This is a genomic window from Henriciella mobilis (assembly GCF_003576315.1).
GTDB lineage: Bacteria > Pseudomonadota > Alphaproteobacteria > Caulobacterales > Hyphomonadaceae > Henriciella > Henriciella mobilis.
Genome location: NZ_QWFZ01000012.1, coordinates 1 through 22,465, shown reverse-complemented (window position 1 = coordinate 22,465; position 22,465 = coordinate 1). Strand labels below are relative to the sequence as shown.

Annotated in this window: 16 protein-coding genes and 1 pseudogene; 6 read left to right on the top strand and 11 right to left on the bottom strand. The window is 62.0% G+C overall.

The genetic code is table 11. The features are described 5' to 3' along the window. Positions 1–29: 29 nt before the first annotated feature. Together D1227_RS07510 and D1227_RS07505 are read left to right on the top strand one after the other, a co-directional pair. Positions 30–542, top strand: coding sequence for a hypothetical protein (locus tag D1227_RS07510; protein ID WP_119404409.1), 513 nt, complete (start codon positions 30–32; stop codon positions 540–542). 47 nt (positions 543–589) lie between these two features. Further along, positions 590–976, top strand: a complete 387-nt coding sequence (locus D1227_RS07505) for a hypothetical protein (RefSeq protein WP_119404408.1) — start codon at positions 590–592, stop codon at positions 974–976. Here D1227_RS07505 and D1227_RS07500 read toward each other — a convergent pair. Next, positions 973–2,145 carry an aspartyl/asparaginyl beta-hydroxylase domain-containing protein gene (locus D1227_RS07500; RefSeq protein WP_119404407.1) on the bottom strand — a complete coding sequence of 391 codons (1,173 nt, stop codon included), beginning with the start codon at positions 2,143–2,145 and terminating at the stop codon, positions 973–975. The two genes, D1227_RS07505 and D1227_RS07500, sit on opposite strands and share 4 nt — an antisense overlap. A 65-nt stretch (positions 2,146–2,210) precedes the next feature. Here D1227_RS07500 and guaA point away from each other — a divergent pair, with 65 nt between their 5' ends. The 4 genes from guaA (at position 2,211) to D1227_RS07480 (ending at position 13,789) form a co-directional block, all read left to right on the top strand. Then, entirely contained in the window at positions 2,211–3,794 is a 1,584-nt protein-coding gene (gene guaA, locus D1227_RS07495; protein WP_119376332.1) for a glutamine-hydrolyzing GMP synthase, read from the top strand. Positions 3,795–4,088: 294 nt separating this feature from the next. Continuing rightward, positions 4,089–5,348 (top strand): tyrosine-type recombinase/integrase, encoded by a 1,260-nt coding sequence (locus D1227_RS07490; RefSeq protein WP_119404406.1) that lies wholly within the window; start codon positions 4,089–4,091, stop codon positions 5,346–5,348. Between the two features lie 316 nt (positions 5,349–5,664). Next, on the top strand, positions 5,665–9,429 hold the full coding sequence (locus D1227_RS07485; protein WP_233349743.1) for a hypothetical protein: 3,765 nt from the start codon (positions 5,665–5,667) through the stop codon (positions 9,427–9,429). Further along, positions 9,416–13,789 (top strand): NACHT domain-containing protein, encoded by a 4,374-nt coding sequence (locus tag D1227_RS07480; protein ID WP_119404405.1) that lies wholly within the window; start codon positions 9,416–9,418, stop codon positions 13,787–13,789. The genes D1227_RS07485 and D1227_RS07480 overlap by 14 nt, the downstream gene beginning before the upstream one ends. Before the next feature lie 103 nt (positions 13,790–13,892). Here the strand turns inward: D1227_RS07480 and D1227_RS07475 are convergent, their stop codons facing one another. The 10 genes and pseudogenes from D1227_RS07475 to D1227_RS20175 form a co-directional block, all read right to left on the bottom strand. Next, positions 13,893–14,243, bottom strand: a complete 351-nt coding sequence (locus D1227_RS07475; protein WP_081812989.1) for a helix-turn-helix transcriptional regulator — start codon at positions 14,241–14,243, stop codon at positions 13,893–13,895. A gap of 12 nt (positions 14,244–14,255) precedes the next feature. Continuing rightward, entirely contained in the window at positions 14,256–14,570 is a 315-nt protein-coding gene (locus tag D1227_RS07470) for a DUF736 domain-containing protein (protein WP_119404404.1), read from the bottom strand. Between the two features lie 4 nt (positions 14,571–14,574). Then, positions 14,575–14,811 (bottom strand): DUF2274 domain-containing protein, encoded by a 237-nt coding sequence (locus D1227_RS07465; protein WP_119404403.1) that lies wholly within the window; start codon positions 14,809–14,811, stop codon positions 14,575–14,577. Then, positions 14,808–16,085, bottom strand: a complete 1,278-nt coding sequence (locus tag D1227_RS07460) for a TraB/TrbI/VirB10 family type IV secretion system protein (RefSeq protein ID WP_119376331.1) — start codon at positions 16,083–16,085, stop codon at positions 14,808–14,810. The genes D1227_RS07465 and D1227_RS07460 overlap by 4 nt, the downstream gene beginning before the upstream one ends. Positions 16,086–16,089: 4 nt before the next feature. Beyond that, positions 16,090–17,127, bottom strand: coding sequence for a P-type conjugative transfer protein TrbG (gene trbG / locus D1227_RS07455; RefSeq protein ID WP_119404402.1), 1,038 nt, complete (start codon positions 17,125–17,127; stop codon positions 16,090–16,092). Between the two features lie 5 nt (positions 17,128–17,132). After that, a complete protein-coding gene (gene trbF, locus D1227_RS07450; RefSeq protein WP_119404401.1) occupies positions 17,133–17,825 on the bottom strand; it encodes a conjugal transfer protein TrbF in 693 nt (230 codons plus the stop codon). A 3-nt stretch (positions 17,826–17,828) separates the two neighbouring features. Next, the gene (gene trbL, locus D1227_RS07445) at positions 17,829–19,145 is read right to left on the bottom strand and encodes a P-type conjugative transfer protein TrbL (protein WP_119404400.1); all 1,317 of its coding nucleotides are present in this window, start codon (positions 19,143–19,145) and stop codon (positions 17,829–17,831) included. 6 nt (positions 19,146–19,151) lie between these two features. Next, complete coding sequence (gene trbJ, locus D1227_RS07440) at positions 19,152–19,853, bottom strand: P-type conjugative transfer protein TrbJ (protein WP_119404399.1); 702 nt, start codon at positions 19,851–19,853, stop codon at positions 19,152–19,154. 9 nt (positions 19,854–19,862) lie between these two features. Continuing rightward, positions 19,863–22,334 (bottom strand): conjugal transfer protein TrbE, encoded by a 2,472-nt coding sequence (trbE, locus tag D1227_RS07435; protein WP_119404398.1) that lies wholly within the window; start codon positions 22,332–22,334, stop codon positions 19,863–19,865. Continuing rightward, positions 22,328–22,465: pseudogene (locus D1227_RS20175) on the bottom strand (VirB3 family type IV secretion system protein); the annotation flags it as partial. The gene trbE and the pseudogene D1227_RS20175, both read right to left, overlap by 7 nt.

The window sequence follows — 22,465 nt, the reverse complement described above, 5'->3', positions numbered from 1 at the left end:
GTATGCTCCCTCCAGCTGGAGAGATTCGCATGGATGAACCCCTGAAAGACGAGATGCACTTCGAGGCGAGCAATCGCCAGTACATTGTGCTCGGCGCTGTCAGCGCGCTGCTGGTGGTCCTGTTGACGGCGGTTCGCGAAGTCGACGATGTCGCCACCTATGATGTGAATGTCTGGCTGACTGTCTTCTTTGCCATCGTCACGCTGATTGCCGCTTCAGCGGCGCTGTTCAAGCGCAGCTGGCTGAAGCTCGACCGGGAAGGCTTTTCCTCCAGTGAGTTCAAGGCGCTCGGTCATATTCCCTGGCGTGATGTCTCCGACTTCAAGCTCTATCGCCAGCGCGTCGGCAGGGTACCGGGCACCCACCAGGTTGCCTTCAAACTGACCGCGAGGGACAGGCAGGTCGCCGGTCGTCTGTCCGGTCTGATGACGGCTGGTACGATCCGTATCACGGAGCATTACAGGCTCAAGGGATCCCGGCTCGTCGAGATACTGAATGCCTTCCGGGACCGCGCGCTCAGTGAAAAGGGAGCGGCGTCATAGACTGGGCGGTCATCTTCATTGTCCTGTCCTTCCCGTTATTTTTCGGCGTGCTGTGGTTCGCGATTGTCGGGTTTCTCGCCTGGGTCGGCGGCTGGCGGACACTGGCGAAAACTTATGGGGCGCAGCTTCCAGACGACTTCGAAGGGCGCCGCCTTCGCACGGTGACACTCGGGCATGGGCGGTTTCCACGCGTGCACTATCGCGGCGTTCTCTGGGCGGCGTTCGAGCCGGACCGGCTATTGCTGAAGCCGCATATCCTTTTCCGCTGGGCACAGCCGCCGCTGGTCATCCCACGGTCGGACATTAAGGCGGCTGAGCGGAAGGGCCTTCTGCGGCGGTTCTGCGAGATGCGCACAAGCGCCCATCCGGGCATCAGTTTCCACCTGCCGGTCAAGCATTTCGGCTGGCCGGAGGATATTGCGGGCAGGGCCTAGCGCCTTGCCAGTCCGCCCAGCTTGAACAGTTCGCTGACGAGGTGGCGCTGGCGCGCCGACAGTTCCGGGCGCCAGATCTCGAAGATCAGGACATAGCGCGGCTCATCGCTTTCATTCCAGGCTTCGTGCTCGATCGTGTCGTCGAAAATGAAGACCTCGCCATCCTTCCAGGCGCGTGTCTCATTGCCGACCCGCAAGGCGCACTGGCCCGGCAGGATGACGGGCAGGTGGCAGATCAGGCGCGTATTCAGCATGCCATGATGCGGCGGGATGCGCGCGCCAGCTTCCAGGCGCGAGAACAGGACGGAGAGCGCCGGGGCCGGGGCAGCGTCGTCGCCGATCGCATCGATGGCCGCCATGGTGCGCGGGCAGAGAGCGATATTCTCTTCGACCCGCTCGCCCTGCTTGATGAGGTAGAAGGCGCTCCAGTCGGGATTGTCGAGCAGCGGATGGGAGACGCCCGCGCCTTCGCGGCCCGCCTTCTCGACATAGGGGGCGAACGCCGACGCCTCGAGCGACTGGCGGGCCAGGAGCTCGTCCAGCTCGGCGCGGATTTCCGGCGTCTTCGCGGCGAGCGCGCTGGTCCAGTCGAAGTCTTCGGGCCGATAGAACTGCCGGCTGGGCAGGCCGGGATAGAGATAGCGTGTCGGGCGCGAGACGTAGGAGAGAGCCCGGCCGGCCAGAAGGTCAAGCGACTGCTGGAAGAGGTCGTCCTCGGGATCGTCGCCGACGCCATGGGCGCGGGCGAACTCGTCCACCGGATGCGGGTCCGGCTCGCTGGCCATGCCGACGAAATCGCTGGCGGCGCGGATCAGTTGTTCGATCTCGGCATTGCGATGCTCCAGGGCGCGGGCGCCTTCAAGGCCTTCGAGGAAATGCGGTTCGGCTTCTTCCTGGCGGCCTGCACCGACCAGGGCCTGGCCATAGTGCAGGCGGGCCCGCACGCTGGCCGGGTCCACTTCCAGGGCCTTCTCAAGGGCGCCAAGACGGGCCTCCATGTCACCCAGCAGGGAGTGGGCAAAGGAGCGCGCGATCCAGACATCGGCGCCCGGCCAGCCCATGTCGATGGCGCGGCTGAAAGCCTGCAGCGCAGCCATCCCGTCGGCGCGTTGTAGCGCCTGCATGCCTTCGGCGGCGAGTGATCTTGCCTTCGCAAGGCGCTCGTCCATCGATTCCTCCCTGAAAGCGCATCTGTGGCTCTTCCAGCCTTGGAAATTAGCGGTTAGGAGGCGTCATGGCCAGCACTCCCGATTCCATTGCCGACAAGCACGAACACGTCCTGATTATCGACTTCGGTTCGCAGGTGACGCAGCTGATCGCGCGCAGGCTGCGTGAAAGCGGCGTCTATTGCGAGATCCATCCTTTCAACAAGGTCGATGCGGGTTTCCTCGACCGGTTCGACCCGAAGGCGATCATCCTTTCGGGCGGGCCGTCGAGCGTGACCTGGGACGACAGCCCGCGCGCCGATGAGGCCGTCTTTACGCGCGGCGTGCCGGTGCTCGGCATCTGCTACGGCCAACAGGTGATGATGGAGCAGCTCGGCGGCAAGGTCGAAAGCGGGACCAGCCGCGAATTCGGCCGCGCCTTCATCGAGAAGGTCACGGACAGCGAATTGCTGGACGGGCTGTTCGAGGGCGAGGACCATCGCGAGCAGGTCTGGATGAGCCATGGCGACCATGTCGCCGAACTCGCGCCGGGCTTTGGCGTGATCGCGAGGTCTCCGGGCGCTCCGCTCGCCATCATCGCTGACCTCGAGCGCCGCTTCTATGGCACGCAGTTCCACCCGGAAGTCGTCCACACGGTCCATGGCCGCGACATGCTGCGCAACTTCACCCACAGGATTGCCGGCCTGTCCGGCGACTGGACGATGGCGGCCTATCGCGCCGAGGCCATCGAGAAGATCCGCGCGCAGGTCGGCGATGCGAAGGTTATTTGCGGGCTGTCGGGCGGGGTGGATTCCTCGGTCGCGGCCGTCCTGATCCACGAGGCGATCGGCGACCAGCTGACCTGCGTCTATGTCGATCATGGCCTGATGCGCATGAATGAAAGCGAGCAGGTCGTCGGCCTCTTCCGGGACCATTACAACATCCCGCTTGTGCATGTGGATGCCTCTGATCTTTTCCTCGGCGAGCTGGCGGGCGTCAGTGACCCGGAGAAGAAGCGCAAGACCATCGGCAAGCTGTTCATCGACGTTTTCGAGGAAGAGGCAAAGAAGATTGGCGGCGCCGACTTCCTTGCCCAGGGCACGCTCTATCCGGATGTCATCGAAAGCGTCAGCGCGACGGGCGGGCCGTCCGTCACGATCAAGTCGCACCACAATGTCGGCGGCCTGCCGGAGCGGATGAACATGAAGCTGGTCGAGCCGCTGCGCGACCTGTTCAAGGACGAAGTCCGCGCGCTTGGCCGCGAGCTCGGCCTGCCGGAGGCCTTTGTCGGGCGCCATCCCTTTCCGGGGCCGGGGCTCGCCATCCGCATCCCGGGCGAGATCACGCGCGAAAAGGCCGACACGCTTCGCAAGGCGGACGCGATCTATATCGAGGAGATCCGGAATGCCGGGCTCTATGACGAGATCTGGCAGGCCTTTTCGGTGCTGCTGCCGGTCAACACGGTCGGCGTGATGGGCGACGAGCGCACCTATGAGGCCGTGCTGGCGCTGCGGGCGGTGACGTCCACCGACGGCATGACCGCGGACTACTACCCCTTCGATCACGCCTTCCTCGGCCGTGTCGCCACGCGCATCATCAACGAGGTGAAAGGCGTCAACCGCGTCGTCTATGACGTGACCTCGAAGCCCCCCGGCACGATCGAGTGGGAATGATTCCGCGTCTCTCGCGGACTATCGCGAACGATCAATTAATCAAACAAATACAATAACTTGATACCGATTTTCGTTCGGTGTCTATCGCCTTCTATCGCGGGCCAACGGAACTTTCTGACGGTATCGCCTGACGGTATACAAATTGCCTCTTCCTGCCTAAAGTCAAAATACCGTCAGCCCATTTTGGCGGCCTGACGGTATTTTTTCGGCATAACGCATTGAAAAACAAGTGTTTTGTTGTCGAAAAATGGCCATTTTGGCCTGACGGTAAAATTGGTAGGAAGGAGGCGCAACATGCTGACCGATATTGCAATCAAGTCGTTGAAATCAAAGGATAAACCCTACAAGGTCGCAGACCGGGACGGTCTCTATGTGTCCGTCGCGCCGACGGGCACCAAGACCTTCCGCTACGATTACCGTGTGAACGGGCGCCGGGAGACGCTGACCATTGGGCGTTATGGCAAGTACGGGATCACGCTGGCGGCTGCGCGCGAGAAGCTGATCGATGCGAAGAAGCTCGTGGATGAGGGTGTCTCACCCGCCAAGGAAAAGAAGCGGGCCAAGGCCAAGGCGAAATCCGAAGGGACATTCGGGGAGCTTGCTCAGCGCTGGCTCGCTGAGAGCGAGATGTCGGACTCGACCCGCGACATGCGTCGTCACATTGTCGATCGTGACCTGATCCCGGCGCTGGGCAATTACACCTTGCGCGAAGTGACGAGCGAGGATGTCCGTCAGCTTTGCGACAAGATCAAGAAGCGGGGCGCGCCTTCAACGGCGCTCCACGCCCGTGAGTTCATCAAGCTCATCTTCGCCTACGCCAACCTGCACGGCATCCGCGTCGAGAATCCCGCCGAAGAGGTCGATCCCCGTTCGATCGCGCGTGTCCGGCCCCGCGACCGCTCGCTCACGCCACTAGAGATCAGGGTCCTCTATCGCGTTCTCGAAGAGATCACCGCCAATCCGACGTTGAAGCTCGGCGTGAAATTCATCCTGCTGACGATGAAGCGCAAGACCGAGGTTGCCCATGCGACCTGGGATGAAGTCAGCTTTCAGGATGCGGTCTGGACCATCCCGAAGAAGCGGATGAAGACGGGCCTCGATCACAATGTCTATCTGTCGAACCAGGCGCTCGATATTCTGGTGGCGCTGAAAACATGCGCAGGCGGATCAAAATACGTCTTCCCGTCGCGCTACGACACGTTCCGCCCGATCTCGAATGCGACCTTCAACCGAATCACCGACAGCGCCCACAAGCTGGCCAGTGAGATGGAGCTGCCGCTGGAGCCGTTCACGGTTCATGACCTGCGGCGCACGGGCTCGACGCTGCTCAATGAACTCGGCTTCAACCGCGACTGGATCGAAAAGAGCCTCGCCCATGAAGACCGGCGCTCATCGCGCGGGGTCTACAACAAGGCCGAATATGCCGACCAGCGCCGCCACATGATGCAGGAATGGGCCGACATGATCGACGCCTGGGCCGCCGGCGAAAGCCGCAAGCCGAACATCATCCCGGAGAGCATGGCGGTCTACGCGGCTGATCCTAGGGTGGGGTGAGCTTCAGTCCTCCAGCGGCGCGAAAGAAGACAGTATGTCTTTGGCCGCTGATTAGCGTTAAAATCCAACGGCGCACATTTGCTGCGCCTGTTTGACATTCTGAAACTAGCTTTGTGCGTTGATAGGTAATTTTTTGGCCAAGAAAAAACTATTACAAAAACGACCGCGAACTGGAGCGTCTCATGATCTTACGCACTCGTCGCCAAAACCTGCTTCTCGATCAGGTTCAAATGCAGGCAGAGGCTTTCGCTACCAGGACGCCGTGTCTGCTTGGTTAGCGGTAGAAATATGGGCTGGTCAGCGAGCGCCCGCCATCGTGATCCCGGAAGGTGGTGACGATATCGAGCTGCGCGGCGAAGCAACGAGCTTTCTTCAGGTCAAGAGTCGGCGGGAACACCTTGGGGACTATACAGAAGGCGAGACTGTCGGACACATTCAGGATCTGTGGAACCGGTCACTTGGCTCCGCACTGCGGCCGCAGCGACTGGAACTCGTTCTTGAGCGGGAGGTGGCGGGCCTCAGTCCCCTCGATGACCACCCCGCAGTCCGCCCAATCGAAGGTCCGATCGGCACCAGACTTTCAAAGTTCAGTGGGGCCTCTGATCTTCTCCCAAGAACATCGATTATCGTGGCGACCTCACCGCAGGAATGGGGGATCAGCCTAATAGTAGATCGGTTGAACTGCGCCCCGATTGCGGCCCAGCTGTGCTTTGCCGAACTGCTTGTTCGCGTGGGCTCTTTGGCAGACGCCAATGGCCGGTTGGCGTCGGAGAACTATCGTGGCCTTTCGATCTCTGACACCGAAACGTCAATCCGCGATGTCGTGGCCACCATCGACATTGACGTGATCGAACGCGCCCTCAGGGATGGCGTCTGCGAACCGGTCGATTTTCTCACGCCTCTCAACGATCCGAACTTCTATCTCGGGGTCGATGTAGAACCCGGTCACATCGCGGCAGGTTTGGTGGCCGAACGTCCCCGAAGCAGGTCGGCTTTGGTGGAAGGTATTGAACAACGCCGGGCCGCGTTGATCGTCGGACCGTCGGGGGCCGGGAAATCCGCTTTGATGTGGGAAGCTGCCAACACGCTGCGTCATACGGTGCGGTGGTTTCGTATCCGTCGTTTGAGCGCGGCGGATATTCCATCTCTGCGCCAGTTGGTCCGGACGTTTCGCGCTTCAGAAGACAGTCCCTTGGGCTTTGTCATGGATGATGTCGGCCGGAATGGGCCGGAAAGCTGGGGCGCCTTGCTCAAAGAGGCGATGTCTGTGCCCGGCGTCGTCCTGCTCGGTTCGGTCCGGGAAGAAGATGTGGCCTTGATTGCCGAGCGCGCGCGCGCAGCCGAAATACGCGCCGATCCCGATGACGAACTCGCAGAACGACTCTGGCGAGAACTGCGCGAAGCCGGAAAGACGAACTGGGCGGGTTGGTACGAGCCGTGGAAGATGAGCGATGGTCTTCTTCTCGAATATGTCCATATCCTGACGCGCGGACAGAGGATGCACGAACTCCTCGCCGACCAAGTTGCGGCCAGGATTTCAGATCCGAAGCGTTCCCTTGAACTGGATATTCTGCGATCCGGCGCCTGGGCAGGCACGGCGAATGCTGAAGTCGATGCATCGCGATTGGCGCGCGCGCTTTCGGTCAGTGAGGCCGATCTGTCACGCGCCTTACAGCGCCTCATCCAGGAACATCTGGTTCGTTCACCTGCTCCGGGCGCGGTCACCGGCCTGCACAAGCTGCGATCCGAAAAATTGTTGCAGCTCACACACCAGACAACATTGCCGACCCTCGAAACGAGTTTCGTAAGGACAGTTGCAAGTGTGCCCGCCACCGATCTCGCGCCCTTGGTCGCGGACACGCTATCTGAGCGGCGCTTACCTATTCCGGCGGTGCTCAATGGCTTAATTGCCCGCTTGGAGGGTGAACAGGATGCGCGAGCGTTGGCTTCAGCGCTCCGGGGTCTGGGTTCGGGCCGCGTTTCTTCGGGCGTCGACGAATGGCTGGACACGCCTGAAGCGCGTGCATTGCCGCGAACGCAAGTCGGAAGCGCCGCAATGTTCGGGATCGCGGGTATTGATCTGAGTGGTCTCAGCATCATCCCGAAGGTCCAGGCCGCGGCGAATCGACTTTCGCAGATCAAAGGTTCACCGGAAGATGACCCTCGCCGTCTGTTGATAGAACATTTGGCTCCATCCACTTTGTCCAACTTAGGCAAAAGCGCCGATTTGATAGGTCTTGATGAGCTCCTCAAGGCATTAGTTGGCGTATTCATACCGGAGGTGATGAAGTCCGCTATAGCCCTCCCTCCGTCGGATTTTCTCGTTGCCGATCTGAATCTTGTCGGGTCGATTATGGCTACTCTAGCCGCACTTGACCGTGAAACTGCAACTCGTTGGGTTGAGGAACTGGGGCAAGAAGCACTCTTTGCAAAGATCGAGGAAGAGAGGGCTTGGGCGGGCCCCGTCTCGATTGAATCTGCTGATGATGGAGTGATCGTCCATTGTGATTTTTGGTATGTCGCCGGCTCCGTGCAGGAGAATCCGCATGACGCAGTTGTGAGCTTGTGCGAGTTGATCTTAGCGCTGTGTCCATCAGCTGAAATTGCGGTGTCCAACGCCATTACGGCAAGCGGTGAGCTGGCAGGCCTTGCCCAGTTGCCGCTCGCCACAAAACGAATACCTCGAGAAAATCTCCCGCCAGCCTCTGTACCGCAGTGGAACAAGCAATGGGGAGATCTGATTTCCCGCCGCATCGCTGCTGCTAACTATAGCGACTATCTCGCAAGAGGCGTGGCCGTTCTCGATGCCCTTGTGCCGACGTTGGAGAAGGTCTTCGACGCACATTTTCGAGGAAAGGATGCACTCGGCAACCTCGCCGACAAGCTGAATTCACTCAATGCGGAAACTGAAGCACTGACGCCTCCCGCTGTTTCATCATTGGAAGCGTCAGGCGCGGGGCGCGGAGAGGCCAACACCGCCGTCACCAAGTTCCAGAACCTCCTACACAGCGCAAGCGTCAATCTCGTCAAGAGGTTCGCAATACTGCCCGACCAAGCTGGTGCATACATTGCCTGGTTGAGCGATCTCATCACCGATGTCGACACTGCAATTGCCGAAGAGCCTTGGCATCTCGTCGCCGACGGTCCTCCACCGATGCTTACCCGGCTCAAGACGCTATTGGAGACGTTGCGCGTTCTGGCCGGAGAAGCCCATGAAAGGAAGCGAGCGCCAGCGGTAACTTGGGTCACGCGTGGCAAAGGCGCGCGAGTAGGCAACTCCGTTCGGCTCGTATCCCTCTCTGCCAAAGCTGCCGGGGAAAGACGACTAGCTCAGCGAAAGGCAGAAATTGAGCGCCTGGCAGAGGGAGCCGGGATCGTCGCGCAGTTCCACCTTCGTATTAACGCCAAGGGTATTTTACCGTGGCCGCCAGCAGACGTTCTCGCGCTGTTACCCGCGCCCGACATTGCATATGCGGTGGTCACGCTCGCTGAACAAGCCGAACCCGTGCGGTCATTGGTGGACTCGTCGATCCACCTGACGATCATGCCCAACATTGAGGGTGTCGCGTTCCCGGCGCTCGCAAAGTCTGGTTACCAGACCCTCCTTCCTGACGTTGAGGGCGCTGCCTTCTGGGCTGAACAACTCGGATTGCCACAAGCCCCATCTGCTTTGGCAAGCATGTTCGGGGAAGTGCTGAGCCTTGCCAGCGAACTTGGAGCAATGGATCAAAAACGGCTCGGCAATGAGACTCGTCCCGAAGAAGAGGTTGCTGCCCGTCGGAGCTTGGAGGCCACCTTCGCAAGAAAGTACGAAGAACTGACCCGACGGCTCAATGCGTTTGACCAAGCCGTGCAATCGGATGTGTCCGAATTGATCGAGCATCTGCGAACTGGGGACGTCGAATTCGCTGCAGAAGCGCAGGCTGCGATTGGCGGAACTTCAAGCAATATCGCCGAGGCAGCGGGGTATGTGTCTCTGCTTTTGTTGTCTGCAGAGATCGAAAGTATTCCAGCCGAAGGGCAACCGTCCGAGCGTGTCCAAACGACCTCACCCGAGCGAGCCGGCAATGGCCAAGAGTAAGAACAGAGACGAGTTTTCGCCCGCAACCAAACGGGCCATTGAGCGGCAAGCGCGCGGCCATTGCTCCAACCCGGCATGCCGCCGTTTGACCCACGCCGCCACATCCGATGGCGCGGGTGAAATCAATATCGGCCAAGCCTCGCACATCTGCGCTGCCGCGCCTGGCGGTCCCCGCTACGACGCGCAGATGACGTCTGAAGAGCGCGCGGCTGCTGACAACGGCATCTGGCTTTGCGACGTACACGGACGTGCGGTCGACGCCAAGGATTCAAAATTCACTGTCGAGGAATTGCGCAGGTGGAAGCGACAGACCAACGAAGATTCGTGGCGCAGCGTGATGCACAACGTGCCGTACGGGCCCGGCATGCAAGCTTCCACGCCGGACGAGCTGGGCCGCCGCCTGCGAGCAGCGGCCTCAGCCGACCTGGCCGTGTTCCGTCGAACACCCAAATGGCCGGGCACGAACGTAGCGCTCACGCTGACGTTAAAGGTGAAGCACGTGGACGAGGCGCTCAGCACGCGTGCGCTTGCCAACGCAGTGACCACGCTGGATGACCTGATCCTTGTCGCCGCACCCGGAATGGGAAAGACGACAACCCTCTTTCAGGTCGCCGATGGGCTGTTGGAAATCGGCAACGGCACGCCGCTTATCGTGCCGTTGGGAGATTGGGCCACCGAAGGCGACGCATTGCTCGTATCCATCCTCAAACGCCCCGCATTCAACGGAATTTCCGAGCAGGATTTCCGCGCCGTCGCGGCGAACCCTGGCGTCGTGCTGCTCCTTGACGGCTGGAACGAACTGAATGCCGCCGCACGCGAACGCGCGCGCGTGCAAATCACTGCTCTCAAGGCTGAATTGCCGGAGCTCGGTTTTGTCATTTCCACACGCAAGCAGGCTCTCGACATTCCGTTCGGCGGGACGCGGGTCGACTTACTGCCGCTTGATGACGATCAGCAAATGGAGATCACGCGCGGCATGCGGGGTGACGCTGGCGCACAGCTCGTCGATCAGGCGTGGCGGACAGCGGGTGTCCGGGATCTTGTGACCATCCCACTCTACCTCACGGCACTTCTTTCGCTGCCAGCGGGCGCGCCTTTTCCGACAACAAAGGAAGAAGTGCTACGGCGCTTCATTGCCGCACACGAGCAGGAAGCCCGCCGTGCGGCGGCGCTTCATGCCGTGGCTCTCGGCTTCCAGCAGGATTATTTGGGTGACCTCGCCGTGTTTGCTACGACAACGGCCAACACGGCGATCACGGACAGCAACGCGCGCAAATCGGTCGCCAGCACCGCGCGGGTGCTTGTGGACGACGGACAAATCAGCAACTCCACACAGCCCGACACGTTGCTCGAAACACTTGTTAGCAATCACGTTCTGACGCGCTCCGGCGACACGCCGGGCTACTCGTTCCAGCACCAGCAATTTCAGGAATGGTACGCCTCGCACTACGTTGAACGACTGATGCTACAGGCCGTCAGCGATCCGGCAACACGCGAGAAACTGAAGTTCGACGTGCTCGATCAGCGCCCGTGGGAAGAAGCAGTTCTGTTCGCAGTCGAACGGAGCGCACGCGGAGACGCCATATATAAGACCGCATGCAGCGCCGCCATCCGCGCAGCTTTTGAAGTCGATCCTGTCCTCGCGGGCGAGATGATCTTCCGCGCCACCGACGAGGTATGGGCGCCAATCGGCGCCGAAATGCGGAGCCTCGCCGAGCAGTGGCACGCGCCAGGCAAGGTGGATCGCGCGGTGCGTTTCATGATCACGTCCGGCAGGCCGGAATTCGCCGATTTTCTTTGGCCGCTTATTTCGCACGCAAACACCCAAGTGCACCTGCCCGCCCTCCGGGCGGCGAAGCGATTTCGCTCATCCGTGCTTGGGAACGACGCGCCGGTGCGCATCGCAGCGCTGCCAACGGAAATCCGCAAGAACGTACTGCATGAAATCGCATCGCATGGCGGGATCGACGGCCTCGACCTTGCGACCGCAATCGCGAAAACTGACAGCGACCCGGACGTGAAGGCGACAGTGGTTGATGCGCTCTCATTTCGACGGGCGGATCGCCACGTCGCCGACTTGCTCGCGGACGCGGGCGACGCGACCTACGATATCCTCGCCGAAAAGGGTCACCTCGACGACATTGCAGTCGATGCCGTCCAGCAGGAACTTCGGCGAGCGCGCGAACGGCGCAAGGTTGCTGGAATTTCGCACTTTCAGCGCCTGCGCACGCTCGTTCACGCGCCGGTCGAAGATGACCACGATACCGAGATTACTGAGATTGTTGCCGAAATGGAGATCGACCGGAAACGCGATGGCGAAATGCACTTGTTGTATGAAGCGCGAAAGCGATATCCGGAGGCTATCGCTGAGGGACTACTGCGCCGCGTGCGCGAGCACCGAAATCTCTTCTACGGCGCGGACGATATTCTTGCGGCCGCCGGGTTTGTCCTTGAGGACGACGCGCTGCTCGGGATCGCCGTCGAAGAAACAAGCCGGCACGACGACCGCGCCGAGGCCGCCGCTTCAGTGCTCGGACCAAACGCAGTTGGCCGGCTGATCGACGCGTATCTTGCAGCTGGGAAAGTCGTGCGCGACGCCAGCGGGAAGTACAACCAGGCGGCTGGTGATCGCTATCACGATCTGCGCGCCCGTATCGGCCACACGCCGGGCGCAAGTTTGGTGGCCGCCGTTCAGGCGCGGGCGGTAAGCGCTGACAATGAGGAAATCGTCCAACTGGCCGAGCTGTTTTCCCGTGAGACCTACGGCGACGAAGAGCGGGCGCGACCCTTCAATGTGGAAGGCTTGGCCGCAATCGGAGTGCTGGCGCGCGAATGGGCAGAGCGCATGCTCGCCGCCGGGGATGAGAAGCGTTGGCGAGTGGCTACCATTGCAACGATGATGAGCCACGCACCGTCCGTCGCGCATCTTCCACTCTTGAAGAGCATGCTTGACGACAATTTACGTCGCTATCGGGCTTTCCGCGAGAAAGCTACCGCGAGCGGTTGGAAGGATCGCGACGCGGTGCACGAAGCGCAGCATCCACACATGCATGAGTACCAACGTGCGTTCTTGGCGATCAATGCGCCGGAGACCGCTGCGCTGATGCGTGAATACCTGACGGATGAGCATTTTGGCGAGTTGGCTGCGCGTGTGCTGGCCTCCCAGTGGTTCGAGGCCAACGAACCCAAGGACGACAAGAAATTCCGGAGCGGCGAAGATTTCTCGCGCGTGGAAGAGCGCCGCGAGGCCCGCGCCGTCGATCCCGCAGCGACATCAGCCGAGGCGGAGGCGATCTTCGACGCAATCGACACATTGATTGTCGATGGTTCGACGGATGCGCAGATGAAGCTGGGGGTTGCGCTCGGCGTTGTCGGATCACGGCTCCCCCACGGCCAGCGTGACGTGACGATCCAGAAGCTCATTTCTCTCGCGCCGAGGCAGACGCGCGCAGCGTTGCTGTTGTCGCTGATCCTCTCTGGCGAGGACATCGACATCAAGCTCGTGGCCGACGGCATAGCTGAGACCTTTGAGGCGGCCAAGAAGGAGACCTGGATTCTGACTCAGAGCGACGCGTATCAGCTACGTGCTTGGTGGCGCCTTTTGCCGTTCGCCACGCCTGTCACCGATCTGCCCGCCATCGTGCGCGGTATGCCGGACGCGCAGCGCGACCCACGAATGCTCGAAGAGATGGTCGGCGGGCTCAACAGTTCGTGCTCGGACGACGCAGAAGGCGTGACTTTCACGCTCGCAGAAGAAGACCCGCGTCTCTACCAGAACCATCAGTGGCGCGCGACCGCGTTGAGGTTCGGGACCGTATCCGCCGCGCGCCGCCTTATTGACTTGACGATCAGCGGCGCGCTCGACGGCAAGTCATACGACGGATGGCATTGGCAACGCGAATTGGGTGGATTGATTTCGGAGTTCTCCGAGGTCCGCGCCTATGTCTACGACCTCCTGAAGGATGGGCCGGCAACGAAGCAGCTAGCCTTGCTATCTAGCGCAGTTGCTGAAGACCCTGGCACGGACGGCGTACTGATGCTGATCGATTTTGAAATGACAGCCGGACGTTCGTTCATGACGTGGCAGTCGATCCAAAGCGCGGTCACGGAGCACGTCCCGGCAGAGAACTGGGAGGGTGCTTACAATGTCGTGCCCGTCCCGGCGGCCGAACTGCGCCGGAAGCTGCTGGCGATGACGAGCAGCGGCGGCAAGGATGACCCCGCCGCTCGCTGTCTCAACGTCATAGATAGGCTCCGGGACGAGTACGGTGCTCCAGAATCGGAACCACGCCATCCTGATCTTGCGTCGGGGCGCCCTTGGCCGATTTTGACGCCCGATCCCTTCGCTCAATGGAACTGAATGGGAGAAGCGTAATCGTGGCTAATGTTCGCTTGGACGATAGGCTCTGCTTCGCTCGCTGTCGCTATAGCGTTACGTCCGATTTTGGGATTCTTGATCCCACTCACCGCATCCGATAATCAGGATGCGGTCCGCAGCCTTCGCGACCTTTACGCCGTTGCGCGTCGATCCACTCGAGAACTTCGGCGAGGGGCCAGACGACGCAACGGGGGGTCAGATAGAAGCGCTGTGGGAATTCGCCCTTCTGTTCAAGTTCGTAGATCGTCGTATCAGAGAGCGGCACGAGCTTGCGGAGCTCGGGCCGCCTGACGGTTCGGCGCCTGAAGATATCGGCAGGCGTGATCCGTTCGGGATCGGTTGAAGTGACGGGGGCGGGGGCCTTTGGGGGCGGGTTCAGGTCCCGCGCGAAATCCCTAAGCCCAGTGCGACCGCCCTCCTTTACGCGATGCAACATGACGCACTCCGACTATCCCGTCTTCGCCCTGTTCCAGACCATGACGCCTGTGCCGTCCTTCTCGTTCTCGAAGAAGGCCGCGCGCATGGGGCTGGCAAAGCTCGGATCATCGAGCTTCACGGCGAAATACGGGGTTTCGCCGTCCTTGCTTTCCTGACGCCAGGCCGCGCCGAGTTCGGCGCCGCCGGCATAGAGCCGGAAATCGGGTGCGCCGTCTGATGCTTTGTCCGAGTTGGGAACAAGCTGGGCTTTGACGTTGATGGTCATGGTGCGGATGGTGCCGGTATAGCTGCCATCTTTGAGGGTGAACGTGCCGATCTGTGCCATGGGATTACCTTTCGTTGCTGGCGTTGGAATGAAGGGCGCGGCGCGCCCGCTTGAACCCGGCGTCTGAGGCCAGGAAGCTTTCGATCATGGCGGGGATGAGCGCTTCGGGCTTTTCCTCCGCGCCATAGGTCTGTCGGTAGATTTCGGCATAGTCGCTGAGCGCGCTGGCGAGGTCGGGATCGACCGAAAGGCTCATTCGCACCGGCGTGCGGTCAGGTAATTGTCCAAGACGAAGGGTCATCGTGTGGCTCCTTGGGGGTGGGGTCTGAGAATGAGGTCGCGGGTGACGACCACGCGCACCGGCCAGCCGGGCCGCACGCGGATGGTTGGCTGGATGCCAAGATTACGCTCGACGACGCGCTGACCGGCCTGGTTCACAGTGTCGGTGGTGCCGCGACGGATGGCACGTTCGAGATCGCCGTCGCCGTCTGCACCAAGCTCGGCCCCGACGCCCAGAATGGTCGCCAATCCGGCTGCCACGAACACACGGTCCCAGTGATGGTCGGTGCGGTCAGACAGACCCGCAAAGCCCTGGGCATCAGCACCCGGCGCGGAGATGACGATGGAGGATCCGTCCGGGAAGATGATCCTGTCCCAGGTGACGAGCGCGCGGTCCTGACCGAACGAGACTTCCGACCGGTAGCGCCCGATCAGCCGCGAGCCTTGCGGGATAAGCAAATACTGCCCGGTGACCGTGTCATAGACGGGCTGGGTGACCTGCGCGACGATCGTGCCGGGGAGGTCCGAGTTGATGCCGGTGACCAGCGAGGCCGGGATCAGCGTGCCCGCCATGACCTGATAAGGTGAGGCCGGGTCCTCGACGCCGTGCGGATTGTAGATCTCGCTTTCCGTACCTTCCGCGGCAAAGGCGAGCTTGCGCGACTGGAGATTGGTATCGTTTGGCTGACCGAACGCGGACGGCGCGCCTTGCGGCAGGGCGGCGAGCGCGAGCAGTTCCGAACCAAGATCAAGCGCGGGGTCGCGATAGGCTGGGCGCGTGTCGGTGGCGCTTGCCGTGCCGCTCTGAGAATCGAGCCGGAAGAAGACCGGTGCGCGGGCCGCTTCATCGGCAAGCGCCGCCTCGCGCATGCGTCTTGCGCGTTCGGCCTCATCGGCGGGGTTCGGGTGGAAATCGTCCTCGAACCGGGTCACATATTCGGGTTCGATCCCAAGCTCGCGTTCAGCCCGAAGCATGGTCGCGCCGAGATCGCCGGAGAGTGGCGGGCCAAGGCGCGCAATGCGGTCTTCGACCGGCGCGATGTCGCTATAGCTGGCAGGAAGCGTGGAGAGACCTTCGGGCTTGCGCGTGTTGGTCGTGTTGTAAAGCTCACGCCTTGCATCCGGATCGACAGCGGTCGGCGGCTTGAGCGCAATGCTCATCGCCGCGAACAGGGCGAGCACGCCAAGGCCTGCGCCGACCATCAGGACCTTGCGGTTGATCCGCGTGACCGGCTTCGGGCTGGAACGGATCTTCAGCCGTTCGGCATGCTCATCGAAGGGAATGGGCTCGGACATGGGCTTAGTTCCCGAACAGGCCAGCCAGAGGCGAACGGCGCTCGGTGCGACTGATGCGGACAACGGTCTGGTTCCGCTCGCCGAGGCGCAGTTCCGCCGCGCGGAACAGCCGGTCGACGACATAATAATTGCCGCGCACCCGGTAGTTGACGAGTTCGGCGTCGCCGTCCGCGCCCAGAACAAAGAGCGGCGGCATGTCGGTGGTGGCAATGTCCTCCGGCATCTGGATGAACACCTGCCGTCCATCATCGAACACGCGCACCGGTTTCCAGTCCGGACTGTCGCCGGAGAGGCGATAGTCGAAGTTCAGGCCCTCAAGGGTCAGGCCGCGCTCAATGCTGCCAGCATCCCTTGCGATGGCGCGTTCATTGCGGGCGGTCAGGCCTGCCAGTTCATCTGCCGGATAGCGCCAGGAGAGCGCGGCCATGTATCCGCCGTCGGTGCTCTCCAGTTCCAGATGATAGGTGCGCCGGTCGGTGGCGATCATCAGATTGGTGCGGATGCCGGAGCTGATCGGTTTGACCAGCACATGGGCGCGGGCGGTGTTGCCAGAACCCGAGACCGTGTCGCCAACCACCCAGCGCACCGTGTCGCCGGCCGAGACCGAGACCAGTTCCTCTCCGGGCTGCAGGGCAATGTCGCTGACCTGGCCGGGGCTGGCATAGAGCCGGTAGAGCGCGCCTTCTGTATAGGGATAGACCTGGATCGCGTTCACATAGCCATCGACCGAAGGTTCGATCAGCGCGCTGGTGCGGCCCTGCCTTATCGCCTCAGTGGGAGAAACGGATGGCGCGCTGACGGTTCTCGTATAAGTCCGCGTGACGCTGCCATCGGGATTGGTGGTGACGCGCGCGCCGACCGGCATCATCTGGCCGGGCAGCGGAAGCGCCACGGCGGTCTCGACAATCTCGACGGGATAGTCGGTCTTGTCCTCGACCGGCGTCGCGGCGACGAAGGCGCTGGCATCGATCGGTTCGAGTTCCGTGGTGGCGCAGGCCGAGAGCAAAGCCAGTGCGGAAGCGGCGGTGAGGATACGAAGCATGGGGATCATTCTCCTGTGACAAGGTCCTGACCCCAGTTCAGGGCATGGACATAAAGGCCGAGCGGATTGGCGCGCAGGGTCTCTGCGTCCGTCGGCGGTTGCGTGATGAGGGTAAAATTGCCGGTGAAGCGCTGGGCACGGACCAGCGCGCCATTCTCATAGGTCTTCTCGATCCAGCGGGCCTGGAAACTGTCATCCGAGACGCGCACCACGCTGACCACATCCACCGTGCGCGACCTGCGGCCCACATCGGCAAACGGATCATTGGCCGAGGCGTATTCGTTGAGGGTCGTGGCAGCGCGGTCGGTCACGAAGTCATAGGCGCGCAGCCAGTTCGCGCGCACGACGACGGGATCGACGCTAAGGCCTCTGACATGTTCGATGAAGTTTGCAAGGTGATGGGCGATCTGCGCATCGGTCGGGGTATAGCGCTCCGTTGCCGGAGCAATAGCTCTTGCCGCGCCTGTCTCATCGACCTCGACCACATAGGGCGTGACCGTCGATTGCATCGAGCGCCAGACCAGTGCGCCGGACGTGACAAAACAAAGCCCGAGACAGCCAAGCGCCATGAGCCGCCAGTTCTTCGCCTGCACGCGGGCGGAACCGATACGCTCGTCCCAGATTTGACCCGCCTTCTGGTAAGGCGTTTCAGGGAACGGGCTTGGCCCATAGCTGGAGGAGGATCGCCTGAAAGCCATCGTCTAGTCGTCCTTGTCTTTGAGGGTGGGGTTCGCGCCCGAAGCGCCGCGATCGCCGTCGCGGATCGAATGGGCGGCCATCTGGCCTGCCTGACCCATGCGTTGACTGGTCTGCATACGCCGCGCCCAGCCGGGGCTTTGGGATGAGGATGATCCCGAGCCTGAACTTTCCATAGACGCGGTCGGCGAGCCGCCTGTGGCGCGCCAGGCGCCCTGACTGCCTCGGGCATAGGCCTCGCGCATGGACTGGGCAGGACGGCTTGCAGCCCGGCGCATCGCGTCCCCGCCTGCGCGCGCGACACCCGCAAGGCCTGCGGCCACACCCGCTGCGCCTGATGCGCCGGAGGCGACCGATCCCAGCGTATAGGAGGTGCGCGCCGCGCCGGCCATGCTGGCGCCGGCTTTGACAGCGCTTGATGCACCGCCTGCCACAGCGCCGACAGCAGCGCGGCCGCCCATGCCGGCGACATAAGTCCCCGCCGCGACACCAGCCGTCGCACCCACTGCTGAGCCTGCGCCAAGCTGCGGCGCGCCGGTGATAAGGCCGGAGGCAATGCCGGGCGCAAAGATGCCCATCCAGAAAAAGACAATCGCGGCGAGCACGGTGCCCATGACCTGAGCGAGCGTCACATCATCGCCGGTGCGGAACGCATCGGTCACAGACGAGAAGAGCGTCGAGCCAATGCCGATGATGACGGCCAGCACCATGAGCTTGATGCCCGAGGTGATGACATTGCCGAGCACGCGTTCAGCAAGGAAGGTCGTCTTGTTCCAGAGGGCAAACGGCACGAGCACGAACCCGGCGAGCGTCGTCAGCTTGAACTCCAGGATCGTGATGAAGAGCTGCACGGCGAGGACGAAGAAGGCGACCATGATGATCGCCCAGGCGATGAACATCACCGCGATCAGGATGAAGTTGTGGAAGAAACTGATCGGCCCGAGCATGTCGCCGATCTCTTCCAGCAGCGGCTGACCGGCATCGAGGCCGACGCCCGCAATAAAGCCGGGACGCAGGAGATCATCGGCGGTCATGGTGCCGCCGCCAGCGGTCACGCCGAGCTCGGCGAAACTGTCGAAGACGATATTGGCGAGCAGAGAGAAGTTGCCGATGATGAAGGCGAAGAAGCCGACATAAAGCACTTTCTTGAGGAGCCCGGCGATGACGTCGGTGTTCTGGGACAGCGCCCAGAACAGGCCCGCCAGCGTGATGTCGATGGCAATGAGCGTGGTCGACAGATAGGCGACATCGCCCGCCAGCAGGCCGAACCCGCTGTCAATGTAGGCAATGAACGTTGCCAGGAAGGTGTCGATCACGTCCATGGCGCGCTACTCTCCGAGGAAGGCCCGGGTGCGGGCGCGGCCACGTTCGGCTTCGGCCAGCTGGCGGGCGCGCTCCAGCGCTTCGGCGCGGTAATGGGCCGCCATCATGGCTTCCATCTGCATCAGCTGCTCGGTCTGCAGGGCCTCGATCTGGTTGCCGGCCTGGGTCGCCTGAAGCGCGCCCGCTGCCGACTGGCTGAGATCGACAAGTCCTGCAATTGCAGCCGCATCGGTCTCATTGTCTTCCAGCGCGGTTGCAACCGTCACCAGCGTGTCGCGATAGGCCGAACGGGACTGACGCCAGCGTGCGCGAGCCTCTTCAACCAGCACCGCTTCGCGCGGCGGCGTCTCGCCATAGCTTTCGGGATAGAGGACTTCATACTCGCGCTCGACCTCCTCGACGCCGTAACCGATGCCTTCGGCTTCGCGCATCAGCTCGTGGATGCGCCGGATACGGTCGGCGATGATCGCTTCGGCGACATTGACGGGCAGGGTTTCAAGGTTGCGGGCCATGTTCTCCAGCATCTCGATCTCGTGGGTGAGTTGCTGGATCTGCTGGTTGATTTCCTGAAGCGTTCGGATGCCCTGCAGGATGTTCTGCACATGGTTGACCGGATCATAGACGGCGATCTGCGCTGAAGCCGGTGCGGGCAGTGCCAGACTGAGCGGCGCGGCGCAGATGAGGACAGAGGAGAGAAGACGTTTCATCGGGGGCTCCTATTCGGCAGCGAGGAATTGTGCGGGATGGAAGGGCGTGTGCGGCTCTTCGTCCGGCGCATGGCCGGGCCAGCGGGTGAGCAGCTCAGCCGCCCAGGGCAGGCCTTTTTCGATCAGCCAGCAGGCGGCAAACCCGTCGCCTTCCGTCTCGGCCCAGATGCGGTCCATGCGGGCCTGATCTTCGGGCGAGGACGCGCCGCAGACGGACAATGCAATCGGCCCCAGGCCGAGGTCGAAGACGCGCGCACCGAGCGGTGACTGATAGTAATAGTCGCGTTTCGGCGTGGCTCTGGAGATCAGTTCGATCTGGCGGGCATTGAGGCCAAAGCGCTGATAGGTCTCGCGGGATTGCGGTTCCTGCGCGCGTTCATTCGGCAGGAAGATGCGTGTCGGGCAGGACTCGACCAGGGCTGGCGCGATGCTTGAGTTCGCGATGTCGGCAAGGCTTTGCGTCGCAAACACGACCGACACGTTTTTCTTGCGAAGAGTTTTGAGCCATTCGCGGATGCGCGCGGCGAACATGGGATCATCGAGGAAGAGCCAGGCCTCATCGAGAATGAGCAGCGTTGGTTTGCCGGTGAAGCGTGCTTCGAGCCGGTGGAAGAGATAGGTGATGACAGGCGCGACTGCGCCCTTGGCGTGCATCAGCTCTTCCATCTCGAAGCAGACGGTGTCGGTGAGCGCGAGGCTTTCATGATCAGCATCCAGAAGCCGTCCATGCGGGCCTTCCAGCGTGAACGGATGCAGAGCGGATTTGAGCGTCTCGTCCTGCAGCATCAGGCTGAGGCCTGTCAGCGTCCGCTCGGACTCAGGCGCTGAGCTGAGAGACTGGATCGCTTCCCAGAGCCGGGCCTTGAGCTCCGGCGTCATGGCCACGCCTTCATGGGTGCACAGGCCCGCCAGCCAGTCGGCGGCAAAGCTCGCCCCGTGTCCGGTGTCGATGTCCTTCAGCGGCTGAAGGCTCGGGGCGCGGGCACCGCCGAGATCGATATGTGCGCCGCCCATGGCGAGCGTTGCGGCGCGGGCCGAACGGCCCTTTTCAAAGAGGAAGACCTGCGCGCCTTCATAGCGCTTCCATTGCAGGGCAAGCAGCGACAGGAGCACCGACTTCCCCGCGCCGGTCGGGCCGACCACAAGCGTATGCCCGACATCGCCGATATGCAGGTTCAGCCGGACCGGCGTCGTGCCATCGGTCTGCGCCTGGATCAGCGCCGGGGCGTTGAGATGGCGATTGGTCTCCTCGCCCGCCCAGACCGCCGAGAGCGGCACCATATGGGCAAGGTTCAGCGTGTGCAGGATCGGCTGGCGGACATTGGCGTATGGATGGCCGGGCAATGAGCCGAGCCAGGCATCGACGGCGTTCAGCGTCTCGCGGATCGCGGTAAAGCCGCGGCCATTCACGATGCGCTCGGCAATTCGGATATGGTCATCGACGGTGCGCCGGTCGGGATCGGCAACGGTGATGGTCGTGGTGACATAGCCATAGGAGACAAGATCGGAGCCAAGCTCTTGCAAAGCCGCATCGGCGTCGGCAGCCTTGTTGTCGGCGTCATTGTCAACGAGGGCGGCTTGTTCATTGAACAGGGTCTCGCGCAGGACCGCGCCGATCGATTTGCGCTTGGCGAACCAGTGCCGGCGTTTTTTGCCGAGGACTTTCTCGGCCTCGGCTTTGTCCATCGCGATGAACCGCGTCGCCCAGCGATAGGCAAAGCCCTGCCGGTTGAGCTCATCGAGAATGCCGGGAAGCGTTGAGGCCGGAAAGCCGAGAATGGTCAGCGTGCGCAAATGCGCGTCACCGATCATGGGTTCGAGGCCACCGGCGAAGGGTTCATCGGCGAGAATGGCGTCCAGGAAGACGGGCAACTCGGGCCTCACGACCGGATGGCGCTTCGTGGAAATCGTCGAATGCAGATAAGTCAGCGTCTCGTCATCGGTGAGCTTTGCGATTTCGGCGAGACAGGTGGAGAGGAGATCGAAGACGCGGGCGGCATGTTGCTGGAAGGTCTCCAGGCGATGACGCCAGGTCGCCGCGTCTTCGGTCTCGGCGCGCTGGATCAGGGCTTTCTCGGCCCGGCCCGTGGCATCGGCGGGTGGGAGCCAGAGCAGGGTCAGATAGTAGGCACTTTCGAACCGGGTTCCGGCTTCTTCGGCTTGTAATGCCCGTTCCTGATCGACGAGCCATGACAGCGCGTCGGGGAACTCAGCCTCCGGATAATCATGCACTTCATGGCGCTGCGCTTCGAAGAACAGCGCCCAGCCCGAGCCGAACCGGCGCAGCACATTATTGACCCGCGCCATCACGGAAACGAGTTCTTCGTCTGTCGAGCTTTCGAGGTCAGGGCCGCGATAGCGGAACGTGGTCTGGAAGCTGCCATCCTTGTTGAGGACGACGCCCGGCGCGACGAGACAGGCCCAGGGCAGGTAGTCGGCCAGTAGGACCAGGGTCTCTGCGTATTCTTTCAGGTTCAGCATGTCAGATGCTCCTTGTGCCGCGTGCTCCGGCCGGCAACGGCCATGAAATCCGGATCAGAGCGCGCCATGAACACCGCTGCCGAATGCCCGACCGCCCAGAGAACAAGGCCCGGTATCCAGAGCTGGAGGCC

Bases quoted from the DNA above. Each gene is read 5' to 3' on its own strand.
- D1227_RS07510 (WP_119404409.1), top strand. From the start codon at position 30: ATGGATGAACCCCTGAAAGACGAGATGCACTTCGAGGCGAGCAATCGC.
- D1227_RS07500 (WP_119404407.1), bottom strand. From the start codon at position 2,145: ATGGACGAGCGCCTTGCGAAGGCAAGATCACTCGCCGCCGAAGGCATG.
- guaA (WP_119376332.1), top strand. From the start codon at position 2,211: ATGGCCAGCACTCCCGATTCCATTGCCGACAAGCACGAACACGTCCTG.
- D1227_RS07490 (WP_119404406.1), top strand. From the start codon at position 4,089: ATGCTGACCGATATTGCAATCAAGTCGTTGAAATCAAAGGATAAACCC.
- D1227_RS07480 (WP_119404405.1), top strand. From the start codon at position 9,416: ATGGCCAAGAGTAAGAACAGAGACGAGTTTTCGCCCGCAACCAAACGG.
- D1227_RS07475 (WP_081812989.1), bottom strand. From the start codon at position 14,243: ATGTTGCATCGCGTAAAGGAGGGCGGTCGCACTGGGCTTAGGGATTTC.
- D1227_RS07470 (WP_119404404.1), bottom strand. From the start codon at position 14,570: ATGGCACAGATCGGCACGTTCACCCTCAAAGATGGCAGCTATACCGGC.
- D1227_RS07465 (WP_119404403.1), bottom strand. From the start codon at position 14,811: ATGACCCTTCGTCTTGGACAATTACCTGACCGCACGCCGGTGCGAATG.
- D1227_RS07460 (WP_119376331.1), bottom strand. From the start codon at position 16,085: ATGTCCGAGCCCATTCCCTTCGATGAGCATGCCGAACGGCTGAAGATC.
- trbG (WP_119404402.1), bottom strand. From the start codon at position 17,127: ATGCTTCGTATCCTCACCGCCGCTTCCGCACTGGCTTTGCTCTCGGCC.
- trbF (WP_119404401.1), bottom strand. From the start codon at position 17,825: ATGGCTTTCAGGCGATCCTCCTCCAGCTATGGGCCAAGCCCGTTCCCT.
- trbL (WP_119404400.1), bottom strand. From the start codon at position 19,145: ATGGACGTGATCGACACCTTCCTGGCAACGTTCATTGCCTACATTGAC.
- trbJ (WP_119404399.1), bottom strand. From the start codon at position 19,853: ATGAAACGTCTTCTCTCCTCTGTCCTCATCTGCGCCGCGCCGCTCAGT.
- trbE (WP_119404398.1), bottom strand. From the start codon at position 22,334: ATGCTGAACCTGAAAGAATACGCAGAGACCCTGGTCCTACTGGCCGAC.